This is a genomic window from Dactylosporangium fulvum (assembly GCF_025137375.1).
GTDB classification, from domain to species: domain Bacteria; phylum Actinomycetota; class Actinomycetes; order Mycobacteriales; family Micromonosporaceae; genus Dactylosporangium; species Dactylosporangium fulvum.
In genome coordinates this window covers 7,016,960-7,034,141 of record NZ_CP073720.1, presented here as the reverse complement: position 1 = coordinate 7,034,141, position 17,182 = coordinate 7,016,960, and the positions used below count along the sequence as shown (strand labels likewise).

At 70.7% G+C, this 17,182-nt stretch carries 11 protein-coding genes; 9 read left to right on the top strand and 2 right to left on the bottom strand.

Annotated elements, in window-relative coordinates; genetic code table 11:
• The first annotated feature begins 3 nt into the window (after window positions 1-3).
• The 4 genes from Dfulv_RS32385 (at window position 4) to Dfulv_RS32370 (ending at window position 9,150) form a co-directional block, all read left to right on the top strand.
• Window positions 4-3,522 carry an indolepyruvate ferredoxin oxidoreductase family protein gene (locus Dfulv_RS32385; protein ID WP_259857602.1) on the top strand — a complete coding sequence of 1,173 codons (3,519 nt, stop codon included), beginning with the start codon at window positions 4-6 and terminating at the stop codon, window positions 3,520-3,522.
• A gap of 14 nt (window positions 3,523-3,536) precedes the next feature.
• Window positions 3,537-4,340, top strand: a complete 804-nt coding sequence (locus Dfulv_RS32380; RefSeq protein WP_259857601.1) for a FadR/GntR family transcriptional regulator — start codon at window positions 3,537-3,539, stop codon at window positions 4,338-4,340.
• Window positions 4,341-4,826: 486 nt separating this feature from the next.
• Window positions 4,827-6,428 carry a family 20 glycosylhydrolase gene (locus Dfulv_RS32375; protein WP_319805706.1) on the top strand — a complete coding sequence of 534 codons (1,602 nt, stop codon included), beginning with the start codon at window positions 4,827-4,829 and terminating at the stop codon, window positions 6,426-6,428.
• Between the two features lie 115 nt (window positions 6,429-6,543).
• Window positions 6,544-9,150 carry a glycoside hydrolase family 2 protein gene (locus Dfulv_RS32370; RefSeq protein WP_259857600.1) on the top strand — a complete coding sequence of 869 codons (2,607 nt, stop codon included), beginning with the start codon at window positions 6,544-6,546 and terminating at the stop codon, window positions 9,148-9,150.
• A gap of 64 nt (window positions 9,151-9,214) precedes the next feature.
• Here Dfulv_RS32370 and Dfulv_RS32365 read toward each other — a convergent pair whose 3' ends face one another.
• The gene (locus Dfulv_RS32365) at window positions 9,215-10,414 is read right to left on the bottom strand and encodes an ROK family transcriptional regulator (RefSeq protein WP_259857599.1); all 1,200 of its coding nucleotides are present in this window, start codon (window positions 10,412-10,414) and stop codon (window positions 9,215-9,217) included.
• Window positions 10,415-10,535: 121 nt separating this feature from the next.
• Between Dfulv_RS32365 and Dfulv_RS32360 the strand changes: the two genes are divergently transcribed.
• Genes Dfulv_RS32360 through Dfulv_RS32345 form a run of 4 tightly spaced genes read left to right on the top strand, consistent with a single transcriptional unit; the run spans window position 10,536 to window position 14,381 of the window.
• On the top strand, window positions 10,536-11,612 hold the full coding sequence (locus tag Dfulv_RS32360) for a sugar ABC transporter substrate-binding protein (protein WP_259857598.1): 1,077 nt from the start codon (window positions 10,536-10,538) through the stop codon (window positions 11,610-11,612).
• A complete protein-coding gene (locus tag Dfulv_RS32355; protein ID WP_259857597.1) occupies window positions 11,612-12,331 on the top strand; it encodes an ATP-binding cassette domain-containing protein in 720 nt (239 codons plus the stop codon). The genes Dfulv_RS32360 and Dfulv_RS32355 overlap by 1 nt, the downstream gene beginning before the upstream one ends.
• On the top strand, window positions 12,328-13,500 hold the full coding sequence (locus tag Dfulv_RS32350) for a sugar ABC transporter permease (RefSeq protein WP_259857596.1): 1,173 nt from the start codon (window positions 12,328-12,330) through the stop codon (window positions 13,498-13,500). Before Dfulv_RS32355 ends, Dfulv_RS32350 begins: the two co-directional genes overlap by 4 nt.
• On the top strand, window positions 13,497-14,381 hold the full coding sequence (locus Dfulv_RS32345) for an ROK family protein (RefSeq protein ID WP_259857595.1): 885 nt from the start codon (window positions 13,497-13,499) through the stop codon (window positions 14,379-14,381). The genes Dfulv_RS32350 and Dfulv_RS32345 overlap by 4 nt, the downstream gene beginning before the upstream one ends.
• 104 nt (window positions 14,382-14,485) lie before the next feature.
• Here the strand turns inward: Dfulv_RS32345 and Dfulv_RS32340 are convergent, their stop codons facing one another.
• Window positions 14,486-15,073: a CueP family metal-binding protein gene (locus tag Dfulv_RS32340; RefSeq protein WP_259857594.1), complete on the bottom strand. Its 588-nt coding sequence runs from the start codon at window positions 15,071-15,073 to the stop codon at window positions 14,486-14,488.
• A 628-nt stretch (window positions 15,074-15,701) separates the two neighbouring features.
• Between Dfulv_RS32340 and Dfulv_RS32335 the strand changes: the two genes are divergently transcribed.
• The gene (locus Dfulv_RS32335) at window positions 15,702-17,147 is read left to right on the top strand and encodes an MFS transporter (RefSeq protein ID WP_259857593.1); all 1,446 of its coding nucleotides are present in this window, start codon (window positions 15,702-15,704) and stop codon (window positions 17,145-17,147) included.
• Window positions 17,148-17,182 lie beyond the last annotated feature (35 nt).

Sequence of the window (17,182 nt, the reverse complement as noted above, 5' to 3'; positions counted from 1 at the left end):
CCCATGACCGATGTGGTGAGCGCGGTGACGCCGGTTGGCCGGCAGCGCGCCGGTTACCAGCTGACGGACCGCTACGACGCCGACGACGGCACCGTCGTTCTCACCGGCACCCAGGCGATCACGCGCATCCTCCTGGACCGCCACCGGATCGACCGGGCGGCCGGGCTGCGCACCGGCGGCCTCGCGTCCGGCTACCCCGGATCGCCCCTGGGCGGGCTGGACCTCACCCTGCACCGGGCGGCCGCCGCCCTCGAGGCCGAGGACATCCGGCACGTGCCCGGCGTGAACGAGGAACTCGCGGCCGCCGTGGTGTTCGGGACCCAGCAGCCTTCGCCCGGTGGGTTCCGGGACGGGCTGCAGGGCGTCTTCGGGCTCTGGTACGGCAAGTCGCCGGGCGTGGACCGGTGCGGTGACGCGTTCAAGCACGCCAACCAGTTCGGTGTGAGCCCGTTCGGCGGCGTCATCGCGGTGGCCGGCGACGACCCGGCGGCGAAGTCCTCGTCACTGCCGAACCAGAGCGAGACCGCCTTCTACGACGCGCTGATGCCGGTGCTTGTGCCCGGCTCCACCCAGGAGCTGCTGGACTTCGGGGTGATCGGGCTGGAGCTGTCCCGCTACTCGGGCTGCTGGGTCGGGCTGAAGGTGGTGACCAACGTGGCCGACTCGGTGGGGTCGGTGAACCTGGCCCCCGACCGGCTGTCCCTGCGTCACCCGGCGCTCGAGATCGACGGCGAGCCGTGGCAGCACCGGCAGCGGATCGACCTCGTCCCCACGATCCTCGTCGACCGGGAGCGGGACCTGCTCGAGCGCCGCCACCTCGCGGCCGTCGCCTTCGCCGCCGCCAACGGCCTCAACCGGATCGAGGGCGCTGTAGCCGGTGCCGGGACCGACGCCCGGATCGGGGTTGTCGCGGCCGGCAAGACCTACTACGACGTCCGGCAGGCACTGGCCGATCTCGGCCTGGACGACGCCGGCCTGCGCGAGCGGGGCGTCCGTCTGCTGAAGCTCGGCATGATCTATCCGCTCGACCGGTCTGTTGTGGAGCGGTTCGCCGACGGCCTCGAGCACGTCGTGGTGGTCGAGGAGAAGCGCGACTTCATCGAGTCGGCCCTGCGCAGCGCGCTCTACTCGACCCCGCACCGGCCCACCGTCGTGGGCAAGCGCGACCGCGGCGGCCGGTTGCTGGTGCCGGCCCACGGCGAGCTCGGCGTCGACCGCCTCAAGCCCATCCTGCGGCGCGAACTCGGCCTGCCCGAACCGGTCCGGACCGGTGCCCGGTCCTCGGGCCCGATTCCGCTGCCGCTGCTGGCCCGCACGTCGGCCTACTGCAGCGGATGCCCGCACAACCGGTCCACCGTGCTCCCCGACGGCGCCGTCGTGGGCGGCGGTGTCGGCTGTCACGGCATGTCGTACTTCGACCCCCGGCTGGCCGACAACCAGAAGCTGGCGGTCGTGCCGATGGGCTCCGAGGGGGTGCCCTGGATCGGCATGGCCCCCTTCTCGCAGACCGGGCACATCTTCCAGCATCTGGGCGACGGGACGTTCTCCCACTCGGGTCTGCTCGCGGTGCGTGCCTGCGTCGCGGCCAACGTGAACATCACCTTCAAGATCCTGTTCAACGGCTACGTCGCGATGACCGGCGGCCAGGAGATCGCGGGCGGCATGTCCGTGCCGGCCCTGACCCGCGAGCTGGCCGCCGAGGGGGTCAAGCAGATCATCGTGTGCGCCGAGGATCCCGGGCGCTACCGCGGCGTGCGCGACCTGGCCAAGGGCGTCACCGTGCTGCCGCGGTCGGAGGTGCTGGCCGCGCAGGAGCGCCTCAGCGCGGTCGGGGGCGTCACGGTGCTCATCTACGACCAGGTGTGCGCGGCCGAGGCCCGGCGGCTGCGCCGTTCCGGCAAGCTGCCCAAGCCCGACCGCAAGGTGGTCATCAACGAGCTCGTCTGTGAGGGCTGCGGCGACTGCGGCGTGAAGAGCAACTGCCTGTCGGTCCAGCCGGTCGAGACCGAGTTGGGCCGCAAGACCCAGATCCATCAGACGTCGTGCAACTCGGACTTCAGCTGCCTGGACGGCGACTGCCCGTCCTTCGTCACGGTCCGGACGACGGCGGCCGCGACCCCGCGCCGGACCCGGCCCCGCCGCGCGGGCTCGGGCGAGGTGCCCCCCGAGCCGGCGGCCAAGGCGTCGGTCAGCGACAAGGCCTACGGCGTCTATCTGGTCGGCATCGGCGGCACCGGGGTGGTCACGGTCAACCAGATCCTGGCCACGGCGGCCCTGGTCGACGGGCTCCACACGGCCGGCCTCGACCAGACCGGGATGAGCCAGAAGGCCGGAGCGGTCGTGTCCCACCTGCAGATCAGCGCCGCCCCGGTCGACGACCGAGCCGCCGCGGTGACCGACGGCCAGGCCGATCTCTACCTGGTGTTCGACCTGCTCAGCGGGGCGGCACCGCAGCACCTCGCCCGCACCGGTCCGGAGCGGACGGTATCGGTCGTCGCCTCCTCGCTCACGCCGACCTCGGCCGTGGTGACGAACATCGCGACCAGCCTCCCACCGGCCGACGCGCTGCTGGACCGCATCCGGGGCGCGGTCGGCCGCACCACGGCGGTGGACGTCGCCCAGCTCAGCCGCACCCAGTTCGGTGACGAGACAACGGCCAACGTCCTGCTGCTCGGGGTGGCCTACCAGGTCGGGGCCGTGCCGCTGTCGGCCGCCTCGATCGAGGAGGCGATCCGGCTCAACGGCGTCGCGGTCGACACGAACATCGAGGCGTTCCGGGCCGGGCGGCGCCACGTGGCCACGCCGACCACGCTCGAGACGCCGGCTCCGGCCCGCCGCCTGGGAGCGGCCGGGCTCGATCCGACGCCCGGCGCGCGGGAGGTCGCGCGACAGCTGCTCGACGCGGCCGACCTGCCGGCCGCGGTGCGGGAGGTCGGTGAGCTCCGTGCCGCCGAGCTCTTCGACTATCAGCACGCGCGGCTGGCCGGGCAATACGTGGACGCGGTGCGCCGCGTCGTGACCGCCGAGTCCGAGCGGTTCGGCACGGATGCGGTGTCCGTGGAGTTTTCCCGGCACCTGTTCAAACTGCTGGCGTACAAGGACGAGTACGAGGTCGCCCGGCTGCACCTGAAGCTCGACGTCGGCGCTCAGGCGGCCGCCGACGGCTCCCGGGTCCGGGTGCGTTACCATATCCACCCGCCGTTCCTGCGGGCTCTCGGCCTGCGCCACAAGCTCGCGCTCGGCGGCTGGATCCGGCCGGTCTTCGCGGTGCTGCGGGCGATGCGGTCGGTGCGGGGCACGGCGTTCGACCCGTTCGGCCTGGCCGCGGTCCGCCGAGTCGAGCGGTCGCTGCCGGACGAATACACGACCGCGGTGCTGGCCGCGCTCCGGGACGACGACCAGGACCGCTGCCTGGCGGTGGCGCGGGCACCGGATTTGGTCCGCGGATATGAGACCATCAAGCTCGCCAATGTGGCCCGTTTTCGGGCGGTGCTGGCCAGACCCTCCGAGGTGGATGGATGAGGAAGGCGGAGACCATGGCGGACCCCCCTCCGGGCCGTGGCGCGAAGGGCCCGCTGCTGCTGCGTCGCCGGGTCGGCGAGCGCCTCGCCGACGAGTTGCGGGACCGGATCCTGCGCGGTGATCTGACCACGGAGAACGGACTGCTGAAGCAGGACGACCTGTTCGAGGAGTTCCGGGTCAGCATGCCGTCCGTCCGTGAGGCCATGCGCACGCTGGAGACGGAGGGGCTCATCACCATCCGCCGCGGCAACCGGGGTGGCGCCGAGGTGCATCCACCCCAGCTCGAACGGGCCGGCTACGTCTTCGGCCTCGTGCTGCAGTCCCGCAAGGTCAGCGTGCACGATCTGGGACTGGCGGTCCGGCGCCTCGACCCGATGTGCGCCGAGATGTGCGCGACCCGGCCGGACCGCATGGAGACGGTTGTCCCGGCGCTGCGCGAGATCCACCGCCGGACCGAGGAGAGCCTCGGCGACTTCGCCAAGTTCGTGGCCTGCATGAAGGAGTTCCACGAGGCGCTCGTGCGCAACTGCGGGAACCAGACCTTCGAGCTGCTCCTGGGCATGCTCGAGGGGCTGTGGTATGCGCACGAGGAGGAGTGGGCGGCCCGCACGGTGATGGAGGGCGCGCTCCCCGGGAAGTCCGCGACCCGGCGCAGCCTCGACAGCCACGCCGAGCTGATCCGGGCCATCGAGGAGGGCGACGGACCCGGGGCCGCGACCCTGGCCCGCCGCCACCAGGAGGACACCCAGCCCCAGGCCAACCTCGGCGTGGATCCCTCGGTGGTCAACGCCCAGCTCATCCGGCCCCCGGACTACTGACCGGTCCGCTGTCCGACTTGTGGCAGTCCGGGTCGACGAATGTCGATTGTGGATAGTGCTGGGCCATGAGCAGTGTGACCGTGATGACCGGCGAGGGTGTAACGCCGCGGGCATCGACGACGCCCATAGGAATGGGTCGTGACGGCCGGCTTGCTGGGCCCAGCGGCCGTGCCGGCCCCCGGCGTCACCCCGCGCACTCCCCAGTGTGTGCGGGGGACGCCGGTCCATCGGCGCCGTGGAGATCCAGGGGTCACGCGCCCGCCACCACCGCGACGATCGCAGCATCCGGCGCCCGGTTCCGAGTGGCAACGACGCGCGCCGACGGGTCACGAGCTCGCAGGCATGACTCGGACCGCCATTTGTAAAGCACCTTGCCTCTTGCCCGGGCCCATGTCATCCTGGCAGCACTGGGGATCGTCAAATGCAAATGCCTGATGGTGGGTGCGAACCCGCCGGCAGGCTGGTGCGTTCTGCGAGAGGACCGTCATGGCCACCCCCTTCCTGCCACGACGACTCGGCGGGGCCTTCACCGGCCTCGGCGTTGTCGCCGCCCTGCTGTCCGCCACCACCGCTCCCGCGGCCGCCGCGACCGCGGTCGCGTTCAGCTCGGTCGTCCCGGTCCCGGTCACGGCTACCGCCACGCCCGGGGTCAGCTACAGCATCACCGCATCCACCATCATCTACGCCGCGCCGGGTTCCGCACCGGCGGCGGCCATCGCCAACCAGTTCGCGGCCCGGTTGCGCGTCTCCACCGGGCTGCCGCTGCCGGTCGTCACCACTGTCGCCAACCCGACCGACGGGATCGCCCTGCTGCTCACCGGCGCGGCGCCGAGCGCCGGTGCCGAAGGCTACCAACTCGACGTCACCGCGAGCGCGATCACCGTGCGGGCCGGTCAGCCCGCCGGGTTGTTCCACGGCGTGCAGACGCTGCGGCAACTGCTCCCGGTGGCCGCCGACGCGGCGACGCCCCAGCCCGGACCATGGCCGGTGCCGGGCGGGCAGATCGTCGACTACCCGAGGTTCGCGCACCGTGGCGCGATGCTCGACGTCGCGCGGCACTTCTTCACCGTGGCCCAGGTCCAGCGGTACCTCGACCAGATCGCCCTGTACAAGATCAACGTGCTGCACCTGCACCTGTCCGACGACCAGGGCTGGCGGATCGCCGTCAACTCCTGGCCGAACCTCGCGGTGTACGGCGGTGGCACGCAGGTCGGCGGCGGACCGGGCGGCTACTACACCCAGGCGGACTACACCGCGATCGTGAACTACGCGGCCGAGCGCTACATCACGATCATTCCCGAGATCGACATGCCCGGGCACACCAACGCCGCACTGGCCTCCTACGCGCAGCTCAACTGCAACGGCGTGGCGCCGGCCCGGTACACGGGCACGCAGGTCGGGTTCAGTTCGCTGTGCGTACCGCTGGAACTCACGTACACCTTCATCGACCAGGTGATCGGGGAGATCGCCGCGCTGACCCCGGGGCCTTACGTGCACATCGGCGGCGACGAGGCGAACTCCACCACCGCGGCGGACTACTCGTACTTCGTCAACCGCGCCCAGCAGATCGTCGCCGCGCACGGCAAGACCGTCGTCGGATGGCACAACGTGGCCGACGCGACGCTGCTGCCCTCGACGGTGGCCCAGTTCTGGGGCACCACCACCAGCGATGCGTCGCTGGCCGCGGCGGTGGCGAACGGTACCAGGGTGGTCATGTCCCCGGCGAACAAGACGTACCTGGACATGAAGTACCGCAACAACACCAGACCGGGGCAGAAGTGGGCCGGTCTCATCGACGTGAACACGGCGTACGAGTGGAACCCGGGTGCCTACCTCACGGGTGCCGGTGAGACGGCGGTGCTCGGCGTCGAGGCACCACTGTGGACGGAGACGATCGTGACCACGGCCGACATCGAGTACATGGCCTTCCCGCGCCTGCCCGCGATCGCCGAGCTGGGCTGGTCGCCCTGGAGCACGCACAACCTCACCGCGTTCAAGCAGCGCCTGGGCGCGCAGGGACCGCGCTGGCGCGTCATGGGCATCAACTACTACCACTCGACCCAGGTCACCTGGCCGAGCGGCTCGTAACCCGCCGGCGGAGCCGCAACGTCCCCGGTTTGCGGCCCCGCACACTCGCCGGAGGTGCGAAATGTCACGAACTCGGAAGATTTTTCAGCGGTCGCTGGCCGCGCTGGTGCTTACCGTGACCTCGGTCCTGAGCATCGGTGCGCTCGGTCCCGGCGGGGCCTCGGCCGCCACCGTGGGCTCCACCGAACTGACCTCGGGCTGGGCTCTGCGCTCGGCCGCCGGCCTGGCCGACACCGGCGCCACGATCTCCCGGGTCGGCTACCCGACCGCCGGCTGGAATCCGGTCACCCTGCCCTCCACCGTGCTGGCCGGGCTGGTGGCGAACAATGTCTACACCGACATCTACGCCGGCACGAACCTGCAGTCGGTCCCGGACCTGACCGGTCAGGACTGGTGGTACCGAGGCCAGTTCACGGCCGCGGCCGCGAGTCCCGGGCAGGTCTACTGGCTGCGGCTGCAGGGCCTGAGCTACCGGGCGCAGGTCTGGCTCAACGGCACCCAGCTCGCCGCCGACGCGGTCGGCACGTTCGTCGCGCACGAGTACAACGTCACCGGCGCCGTCGTGCCCGGCGCGCTCAACGCCGTCGCGATCCGGGTGACCCCGCCGCGGCACGGCTGCACCGACCTGTCGGTCTGCACCGTCGACTGGAATCCTGAGGCGCCCGACATGAACGCCGGGATCTGGGGCCGCACGTTCGTCGACACGACGGGTCCGGTCGCCGTCCGTGACCCGTACGTCAAAACGGTCCTGCCGCTGCCCGCCACCGACAGGGCCGACCTCACCGTGTACGCCGACGTGATCAACGCGACCGCCGCGCCGGTCACCACGACCGTCGCCGCCACCGTCAGCAAGCCCGGCCAGCCGACGATCACGGTCAGCCAGACCGTGACGCTCGCGGCGGGGGAGCGGCGCGAGGTGGTCTTCGACCCCGCCGGCTACCCGCAGCTGCGCGTCACCAACCCGGTGCTGTGGTGGCCCTACCAGTTCGGCAGCCCGGAGCTCTATCAGCTCACGACGGTGGCGAGCGTGTCCGGGTCGGCGTCGGACAGCAAGACGATCAACTTCGGGGTACGGCAGTTCACCGACTACCGCACCACGGTGCAGGGCACCTCCTTCGCCGGGTACAAGGTCAACGGGCAGCCGATCCTGTTCCGCGGCGGCGGGTACGTCTGGGACCTGCTGCAACGATGGGACACCAGGACGAACAGGGCGCACGTCGACTACGTGAAGGGCATGGGCCTCAACACGATCCGGCTCGAGGGGACGCTCGGCAACCAGGAGCTCTACGACCTCGCCGACGCGGCCGGCGTCATGATCATGCCGGGGTTCGTCTGCTGCAGCGCCTGGGAGAACGACGGCGGCTGGACGGCGGAGCAGACCACCGTCGCCCAGGCGTCGCTGAACACCCAGATGCGGGCACTGCGGGCACACGCCAGCACGTTCATGTGGAACTACGGCAGCGACATGCCGCCGACGGCGGCGCACCTGACCGCGTACAAGAACATCGCCGCCGCGCTGCACTGGCAGAACCCCACCCTGGACAACGTGGCGACGTGGTCCAACGCCAACGCGGGCATGAAGATGGACGGTCCGTACAAGTGGGAGCCGCCGGTGCTGTGGTGGGACCTCAGCCGCCAGGGTTCGGCGTTCGGCGCCACCGGTGAGGAGGGTACCGAGGCGCCGCCGCCGCTGGAGAGCCTGTCGCGGTTCCTCACCCCGGCGCAGACCTGGCCGGTCGGCAACGCGGCCTGGAACTACCACGTCGGCCGCGGCGGCAGCGTCTTCGCCGACACCGACGTCTACACCAACGCGCTCAACCGGCGCTACGGCACCACGACCAGCGCCGCGGACTACTCGAAGAAATCCGAGGTGATGAACTACGAGAACACCCGGTCGTTCTTCGAGGCGTGGAGCGCCCGCCAGCACACCCAGTCGTTCGGCAGCATCTGGTGGATGCAGAACAACGCCTGGCCGGCGTTGCACTGGAACCTGTACGACTACTACTTCAAGCCCGGCGGGTCGTTCTACGGCACCAGGAAGGCGACCGAGCCGGTCCACATCGCGTACGACTACTTCAGCCGCAACGCCTACGTGGTGAACTCCACCCTCACCGCCCGGACCGGGCTGACCGCCACCGCCACGGTGTACAACATCCCCGACCTGACCCAGAAGTACACCACGAGCGTCGCGGTCACCGCGCCCGCCAACGCGTCCGCGTCGGTGCTGACCCTGCCGTCCGTCACGGGACTGACGTCGACCTACTTCGTCCGCCTGCAGCTGAAGGACTCGAGCGGCGCGACCGTCAGTAACAACCTCTACTGGTACTCCACCACCCCGGACGCCCTGGGCAACAAGAAGAACTGGTACTCCACCAGCGTCAAGACCTACGCCAACCTGACCGGGCTGAACAGCCTCGCCGCCAACACCGGCGTCACCACCGGTGTGTCCCGATCGGTCGCCGGCGGGCAGGAGACGGTCACGGTCACGCTGACCAACACCAGCCCGACGAACATCGCCTTCTTCCTGCGCCCGGAGGTGACTGCCGGCAATGGCGGAAACGAGGTCGTGCCCGTCTCCTACACCGACAACTACGTCTCGCTGTTCCCGGGAGAGTCGACCCGGATCACGGCGGTCTACGCCACCGCCGACCTGGGCGGGCAACCCGCCCACCTGCGGGTGCGCGGCTACAACGTCCCGACCGTGTCGGTGCCGGTGCCCTGAGCCGGAACCGGGGGCGGCCGGCCGGCGTCCTGCCGCCCCCGGGCCACGTCAGGTGCCGCCGACGTCAGCGGATGGCTGCCGCGCGGTCGAGCACCAGGTCGCGGGCCTCGGCCAGGCCGACGGCGAGCGCGCCGAGCAGCACGGCGTCGGTGCCGAGTGTGGAGACCTCGATGCGGGGCGGGCGCAGCACGACGAGATCGCGGAGCCGCTCGGCGACCGGGGCGGTGAGCAGGTCACCGGGCTGGCTGCCGACGCCGCCGCCGAGGACGACCAGCTCCGGGTCGAGCACGGCGGTGATCCCGGCGAGGGCGTGGCTGACGTGGTCGACCACGCGGGACACGGCCAGCCGCGCGGTCTCGTCGCCGGCGCGGGCGGCGTCGAAGACGTCCTTCGCGGTTGCCGCGTCGTGCAGGCCCAGCCGCCGGGCCAACGCGACCACGCCGTCGGCCGAGGCCACCGATTCGAACATGCCTCGGCGTCGCGCGGCGGGTTCGTCCAGCAGGGGGTCGCCCTCGCCGACCGGCAGGTAGCCGATCTCGCCGGCAGCGCCGCGGAAGCCGCGGTACAGCTTGCCGTCGATCATGATGCCCATGCCGGTGCCGGTGCCGATCGAGACGTAGACGAAGTGCCGCACACCGCGGCCGAGCCCGTAGGTCGCCTCGCCGACGGCCGCCAGGTCGACGTCGTTCTCCACCACGTACGTCGAGCCGGCGATGCCCGCCAGCCGTTCGACGCTGCCGCGCCGGTCCCAGCCGGGCAGGTTGGGCGCCAGATGCAGGGCGCCGGTCGCCTTGTCGTGGATGCCGGGGGTACCGAAGACGGCGAGCGTGATGTCGTCGCGCGTGATGCCGGCCTCGGCGGCCAGTTCCCCGGCGAGGCGGGTGAGCTGCGCGACGAGGTCGCGGGCGCGGGTGCCGCGCGACGGCTCGTCCTTGCGCGCGACGACCGTGCCGACCAGGTCGGCCAGACCGACGCGGACGTAGGAGCGGCCGACGTCGACGGCGAAGACCCAGCCCGCTTCGGGACGTACCTCGTACAGCGCCGCGGAGCGTCCGGCGGCGCCCGCGCGCGTGCCGACCTGGCGCAGGAGCCCGGCGCGCTCGAGGTTGGTGAGCGCCACGGCCACGGTGGGCTTGGACAGCCCGGTCCGCTGGGCCAGCTCGGGTCGCGACACCGTTCCCAGCCGGAAGGTCTCGGCGAACACGGCTCGCTCGTTCATCACCCGCAGCACGCTGGTCGTGCTGGCGGTCCCGGTGGTCTCCACGGGAACAGCCTGCCACACGCGTTAGGAAAGGTCATTTATCAATTTTGTTAAGGACCTTGCCAACCGGCTGTCGCGGGGCAGAACATGCTCCCGAGAACCCTGCGAGGAAAGGTGCCCCTCCGTGAGAGCCAGATGGTTCGTCGCAGTCGTGGCCGTCGCGGCCACCGTCGTCAGCGGGTGTGGCGGCAGCACCGGGGACAAGCAGGCCGGCAATGACGCGCCGACGATCGCGTTGTTCCTGCCGGAGTCCAAGACGACCCGCTACGAGGCGTTCGACCGGCCGCTGTTCGAGGCCAAGGTGAAGGCGCTGTGCGCCGACTGCAAGCTGCTCTACGCCAACGCCGACCAGGACGCCGCCAAGCAACAGCAGCAGGTGGAGGCCGCGCTGGCGCAGGGCGCCGACGTGCTGGTCCTCGACGCCGTCGACGCCGGTGCGGTCGCGTCGCTGGTGAACCAGGCCAAGCAGAAGAAGGTCCCGGTCATCGCGTACGACCGGCTGATCTCCAAGATCTCCTACGAGTACTACGTCTCCTTCAACAACGTCCGCGTCGGTGAGATGCAGGGCCAGGCGCTGCTGGACGCGCTGACCAAGGCCGGGACGGTGGACAAGGGCAAGATCGTCATGATCAACGGAGCCCCGACCGACCCCAGCTCGGCCGACTACAAGACCGGCGCGCACAAGGTTCTCGACGGCAAGGTCCAGATCGGCCGCGAGTTCGACACCCCCGACTGGAGCCCGGACAAGGCCCAGCAGGAGATGGAGCAGGCCATCACCGCGCTCGGCCGGGACAGCATCGTCGGGGTGCTGTCCGCCAACGACGGCATGGCCGGCGGGGCGATCGCGGCGATGAAACGCGCCGGCTACCCGGCCCTGCCGCCGATCACCGGCCAGGACGCCGAACTCGCGGCGGTGCAACGGATCCTGACCGGCGAGCAGTACATGACCATCTACCTCGACATCCGCCAGGAGGCGGAGAAGTCCGCGGAACTGGCCGTCGCGCTCGCCAAGGGCGAAAAGCCGGCCGCGCCGACGAAGGTCGCCAACGGCACCGCCGACATCCCCGCGTTCCTGCTCGACCCGATCGCGGTCACCGCCGACCGGATCAAGGACACCATCGTCAAGGACGGCTTCTACAAGGCGTCGGACATCTGCACCGGTCCGGTCGTCCCGGCATGCGCCAAGGCGGGAATCCAGTAGTGCTCGCCGCTTCGAACATCAGCAAACGCTACGGTGCGGTCCAGGCTCTGGACGGCGTGAGCCTGGACCTGCCGCCCGGCGAAGTGGTCGCACTGGTGGGCGACAACGGCGCCGGCAAGTCGACCCTCGTCAAGGTCCTGTCCGGCGTCGTCATCGCCGACGACGGCCTGATCGAGCAGGACGGCCTTCCGGTCCGCATCGCCGGCCCGCACGACGCTCAGCGACTCGGCGTGTCGACCGTCCACCAGGACCTCGCGCTCTGCGAGAACCTCGACGTCGTGGGCAACCTGTTCCTCGGCGCCGAACGCCGCCGGTGGACGGTGCTCAACCACATCCGGATGGAACGCTCGGCACGGGACCTGCTGTCCTCGTTGGACGTCCGCATCCGCGACATCCGTGTGCCCGTGGCGATGCTCTCCGGCGGCCAGCGGCAGTCCGTCGCCATCGCCCGGGCGCTCATCGGCGAGCCACGGGTCGTGATCCTCGACGAGCCGACAGCCGCACTCGGCGTCGAACAGACGGCGCAGGTGCTCGACCTCATCCGCCGCCTGCGCGACCGCGGGCTGGCGGTGCTCGTCATCTCCCACAACCTGGTCGACGTCCGGGCGGTCAGCGACCGGATCGTGGTCCTGCGACTGGGCCGCAACGCCGGCGACTTCCGAACCGCGGAGTCCACCCCGGAGGCCGTTGTCGCCGCCATCACCGGCGGTGCCGTATGACCGCGACGCTCGTCAAACCGCTGCAACCGTTGCGCGCAGCGGCACGTACCGACCTCGGCGCATGGCCGGTCGTCGGCGGCCTGATCCTGATCGCGGTCGTGTTCGGGTCCCTCAACGAGCACTTCCTGTCGGCGGAGAACCTCACCAACCTGGCCCTGCAGATGGCGGCCACCGGCACCATCTCGCTCGGCATCATCATGGTGCTCCTGCTGGGCGAGATCGACCTGTCGGCCGGCTCGGTCAGCGGCCTCTGCGCGGTGGCCATGACGATCCTGTACGTCCACCACGCCTGGAACCCGCTGCTCGCGATCGCGGCCGCGCTCGGCTGCGCCGCACTGATCGGCCTGCTGCACGGCTGGATGCTCACCAAGCTGCGAATGCCCTCGTTCGTCGTCACGCTCGCCGGACTGATCGGCTGGCAGGGCCTGATGCTGTACCTGCTGGGCCGCGGCGGGACGATCAACCTGCCGTTCGAAGGGCTTCTCGCGCGGCTGAGCGACACCTGGCTGCCGCCGTGGGCGGGATGGCTGCTGGCCGCGCTCATCGTGGCCGGCTGGAGCGCCGGCTCGCTGGTCAACCGGCGATCGCGCCGCGAGGCCGACCTGCCGGTCGCCTCCGGCCTGTGGCTGGCACTGCGACTGGCCGGTCTCGCCGTCGTCCTCGCCCTGGCGGTGCTCGTACTGTCGGCCGACCGCGGGGTGCCACTGCTGCTCGTCATCTTCGGCGCCCTCGTCGTGTGCCTCGACCTGGTACTTCGGCACACCGTCTTCGGCCGGCACATGTACGCGGTCGGCGGCAACGCCGAAGCGGCGCGACGGGCCGGTATCAACGTCACCCGGATCCGGATCCTTGCCTTCACCGCCGCGTCCACCCTGGCCGCGTTCGGCGGGATGCTCGCCGCCAGCCGGCTCGCCGCGGTCAACCAGAGCTCCGGCGGCAGCGACACCCTGCTCATGGCGATCGCCGCAGCGGTCATCGGCGGCACGTCGTTGTTCGGCGGCCGGGGCCGGGCCTACGCCGCACTGCTGGGCATCCTGGTGATCCAGTCGATCACCAACGGCATGCTGCTGCTCAACGTCGACTCCTCGGTGCGGTACATGGTGACCGCCGCGGTGCTCGCCGTCGCCGTGGCGATCGACTCGCTCGCACGACGAGGCCAGCCGAGGTGACACGACACGTACTGGCGATCGACTTCGGCGGCACCAAGGTCGCGCTGGGAACGGCGGCCGTCGACGCGCTCGACGGCCGCCCGCACACCACGATGCGGTTGCGCACCAACGGTGCCGGGGGAGCGCTCCAGGTCGTGCGGCGCACCCTCACCGCCGCGCGGCAACTGCTCGGCACCCCGGCAGCGGTGGGCGTCTCGACCTTCGGCGTGGTCCGCGACGACGTGGTCCGGTTGGCTCCGAACGTGCCCGGATGGGACGGCCTGGCCCTGCCCGGGCTCCTGCGCGCCGAATTCGGCGACACCCCCGTCGCGATCGACAACGACGTCAACGCCGGCGCCGCCGCCGAACTGCGCTGGGGAGCCCTCCGCGGCGTCGACGTCGGCCTCTACATCAACCTGGGCACCGGTCTCGCCGCCGCCCTCGTGGCCGGCGGCCGGGTCCTGCCCGGCGCCCACGGCGCGGCGGGCGAGATCGGCTACCTGCGCGACTCCGCCGCCGCGCCCACCTTCGCCGACGGCCACGCCCCGCTGGAAGAGACGGTCTCCGGCAGCGCGCTGGCCCGCCGCGGCTCAGCCCTGCTGGGCCGGGAGGTGACCGCCGCCGAACTGTTCGACCTGCGCACCGAACCGGGCGTCGGTGAGCTGCTCGACGAGGCGGTGGACACGCTGTCGCGGACCATCGCCAATCTCTGCGTCATCCTCGACCCGCAACGTGTTGTCATCGGCGGCGGCCTGATGGGCGCTGCCCCCTTCATCCTCCCGCGGGTGGCAGCCGCGCTCACCCGCTCGGTGCCCTTCCCGCCGCACCTGACAACTGCCAGCTTCGTCGACGACGCCCCGCTCATCGGCGCGCTGGCCATGGCCCTGGCCGCCGCCAGATGACCGGTCACAAGCGCAGCCCCCCGTGCTGTGCCCATTCGTCGCCGGCATCGGCGAGTCCGAGGCGGCATCGGGCGGGTGAGACCTGATCCGCGGCGGCGAGGGCGTCAGGTCAGGCGGAGCGTCGTCAGGCAGGTCGGGGCATCCGCGGTGGTGGCGATGTCGGCGGTGGCCGTACGGCCGTCATGGGTGACCTGCAGCTTGGCCGTGATGCCGCTCGGCAGCCAGAAGCCGGTGAAGCCGTTCTCGTACGTCTTCGCGGCGCCGTCGACCAGCACCTTGCCCGTCGCGGTGTCGGTGATCCGCACCTGCAGGTCCTGGCCGGTCAGCTCGCCGCGGCAGGTGGTCAGGCTGTGGAAGAAGCACTCGTGCGTCTGGTCGACGTACGGCGCGACGGAGAGGTAGAACAGCCCGGCCGGGATCTCGAGGGCCGTCGTCGCGCCGGTGCGGGTGTCGGTGAGCTGAAGCTGGTCGGGGCGGACCGACGCCTTCAGCACCTTCGAGCGGTCGGCGACCGGGGTGCGTTCGAGGCGGTCGATGGCCCCGCGGGCATCCAGGCCGGACAGGCCGTAGGCGGCCAGGAACGAGCCGTCCGCCGGGCCGGCGGCCGGACCGCCGTTGTCGTCGGCCGACGAGCATCCGGCGGCGAACATCGTCGCGAGTGCCGCAAGGACCAGGGCTGTCATCCGTCTCATGGTCTCGATTGTCCAGGGTACGGTCGGGACGGGAAGGGCCGCAGGGCCCGCCCTCGCGCGGACGGCACCCGGCCGGACCCCGGCCGTTCGTCCCTTCCCCCGACCCTCAGCCGACAAGGCTGACTATCCGAGCGACGCCCGCGTCCCCCGTGATCGCGGAGGCTCAGCGTTGCCACGCGGGTCCCGACCGGTTGCGGCTCGTGATCGCGATGCGTTCGCGATCAGGAGGAGCCGCGGTTTCATGATCACGGAGACTTGGTGCACCCCTGGGAGCCTGTTGCGTAATTCGCTGGGACAGCGTTGGCGGCCCAACTGCGCGCCGATCTTGGAGTTGTGGCGCCATGAACCTCCGAATTTGTCCGGGTTTGTCAAGGACCACAACTCCAAGATCGGCGCGGTTGTCGGGGTTGACGTGGCCAAGGCCACGTGCCGGCGGTGGTGAACACCAGTTGGAGCGGTTCTCCCCGGATCGGTCAACATCAGGTCGATGGCCGCGGCGCACGCCGGTCGGCGGCAAGCGGCTCGAAGCTCGAGTTACACCTAGCCTAGCCGCGGGTGAGGGTGGGAGGGTGGAGGCGAATAGTCGCCGCTGCATGGTGGATGCCCGAGGAAACCCTGCGTAGAAACGGTGGACCAGTTGGCGAACAGGTGGGCGGGACTTGCGGCACTGCTCGCGGGGTTCTTCGTCATCTTGCTCGACATGACGATCGTGGCGGTCGCGAGCCCGAGCATCCAGCACGATCTCGAGCCGGACGTCTCCGGGCTGTTCTGGGTGACGGCCGGGTATCTGCTGGCCTTCTCGGTCCCGTTGCTCGTCGCCGGGAGACTCGGCGATCGGTATGACCCCAAGCGCGTCTTCCTGGCCGGGATGGGTGGCTTTGCAGTGGCCTCGGCGCTGTGCGGGCTGGCCCCGTCGATCGGCTGGCTCGTGCTGTTCAGGGTTGCGCAAGGGCTGGCGGCGGCCGCGATGGCTCCCCAGCCCCTCACGCTGATTCGCCGCCTTTTTGTCGCCGATGAGCGCGGGCGTGCTCTAGGCATATGGGGATCTGTCGCGGCAGCCGGCACACTCCTCGGCCCGGTCCTCGGGGGCCTGTTGACAGCGGTCCTTGATTGGCGGTGGATCTTCTGGGTCAATGTTCCACTGTGCGGCATCGCACTGCTCATGGGGCTGCGGTGGATTCCCGGCAGCCGAGGTCAGACCACGCGGCTTGACCCGCTGGGGGCGGTCACAAGCACAGCTGGACTCGGTGTTCTCATCTGGGCACTCCTCGCCTGGCGCGACCTCTCGGCACCCGCGATCATCGCCGCTGTCGCCGTCGGCGCAGTGCTGTTGGCCGTCTTCGCGTTCCACGAACGGCGGATGGGGCCGGCGGCGCTGGCTCCACTGGGACTCTACCGCTCGGCCGGATTCCGCGCGGCAAGCGTTGCGGTGGCGGCTCTGGGCACGGCGGTCATCGCGATGGCGCTGCCAACGATGCTGTATCTGCAGGAGACAAGGGGCCTCGGACCGATGGAGGCGGCCTTGGTGATGACCCCGGACGCTGTTGTAGCAGCCGTGTTGTCCCCAGCGGCCGGCCGATGGGTCGACCGCGTGGGACCACGCCGTCCGGCGATCCTGGGGATGGCACTGCTTGCGGCAAGTCTGTTGCTCATCGGACTTGTGGTCGTCCTGGAAATCGATCCATGGTGGGTGGCGCTCGGGGCTGCGGTGCTAGGTATCGCGAACGCCGTGGCCTGGTCGCCTCTGTCGGCTGCCGCAATGGCATCCGTGGACTCAGCGGCGGCCGGCGCAGCCTCGGGAATGTTCAGCACCGTCCGGCAAGTGACAGCCGTGACGGGCGTTGCGACAACAGGTGCGGTCCTGGCCGGCCTGGGATCGTCTCCGACCCTGGCCTTCGGCGTCGTGTTCGCGGTCATGGCCTTTGTAGCGGTTGTCGGCGTCGTCGCCGCAACCCGGCTGCCCCGGACATCAACGGAAGACGGCCCCGATCTGCACGCCGCGGCGAATGTACGGCAGGAAGACCATCCGTCCAACGTCGGTGACCTGGCCGCCGACCAGCGGCCCCTTCCGTAACACGGATCAGCAACGATCTTGAAGTCGCATGACCG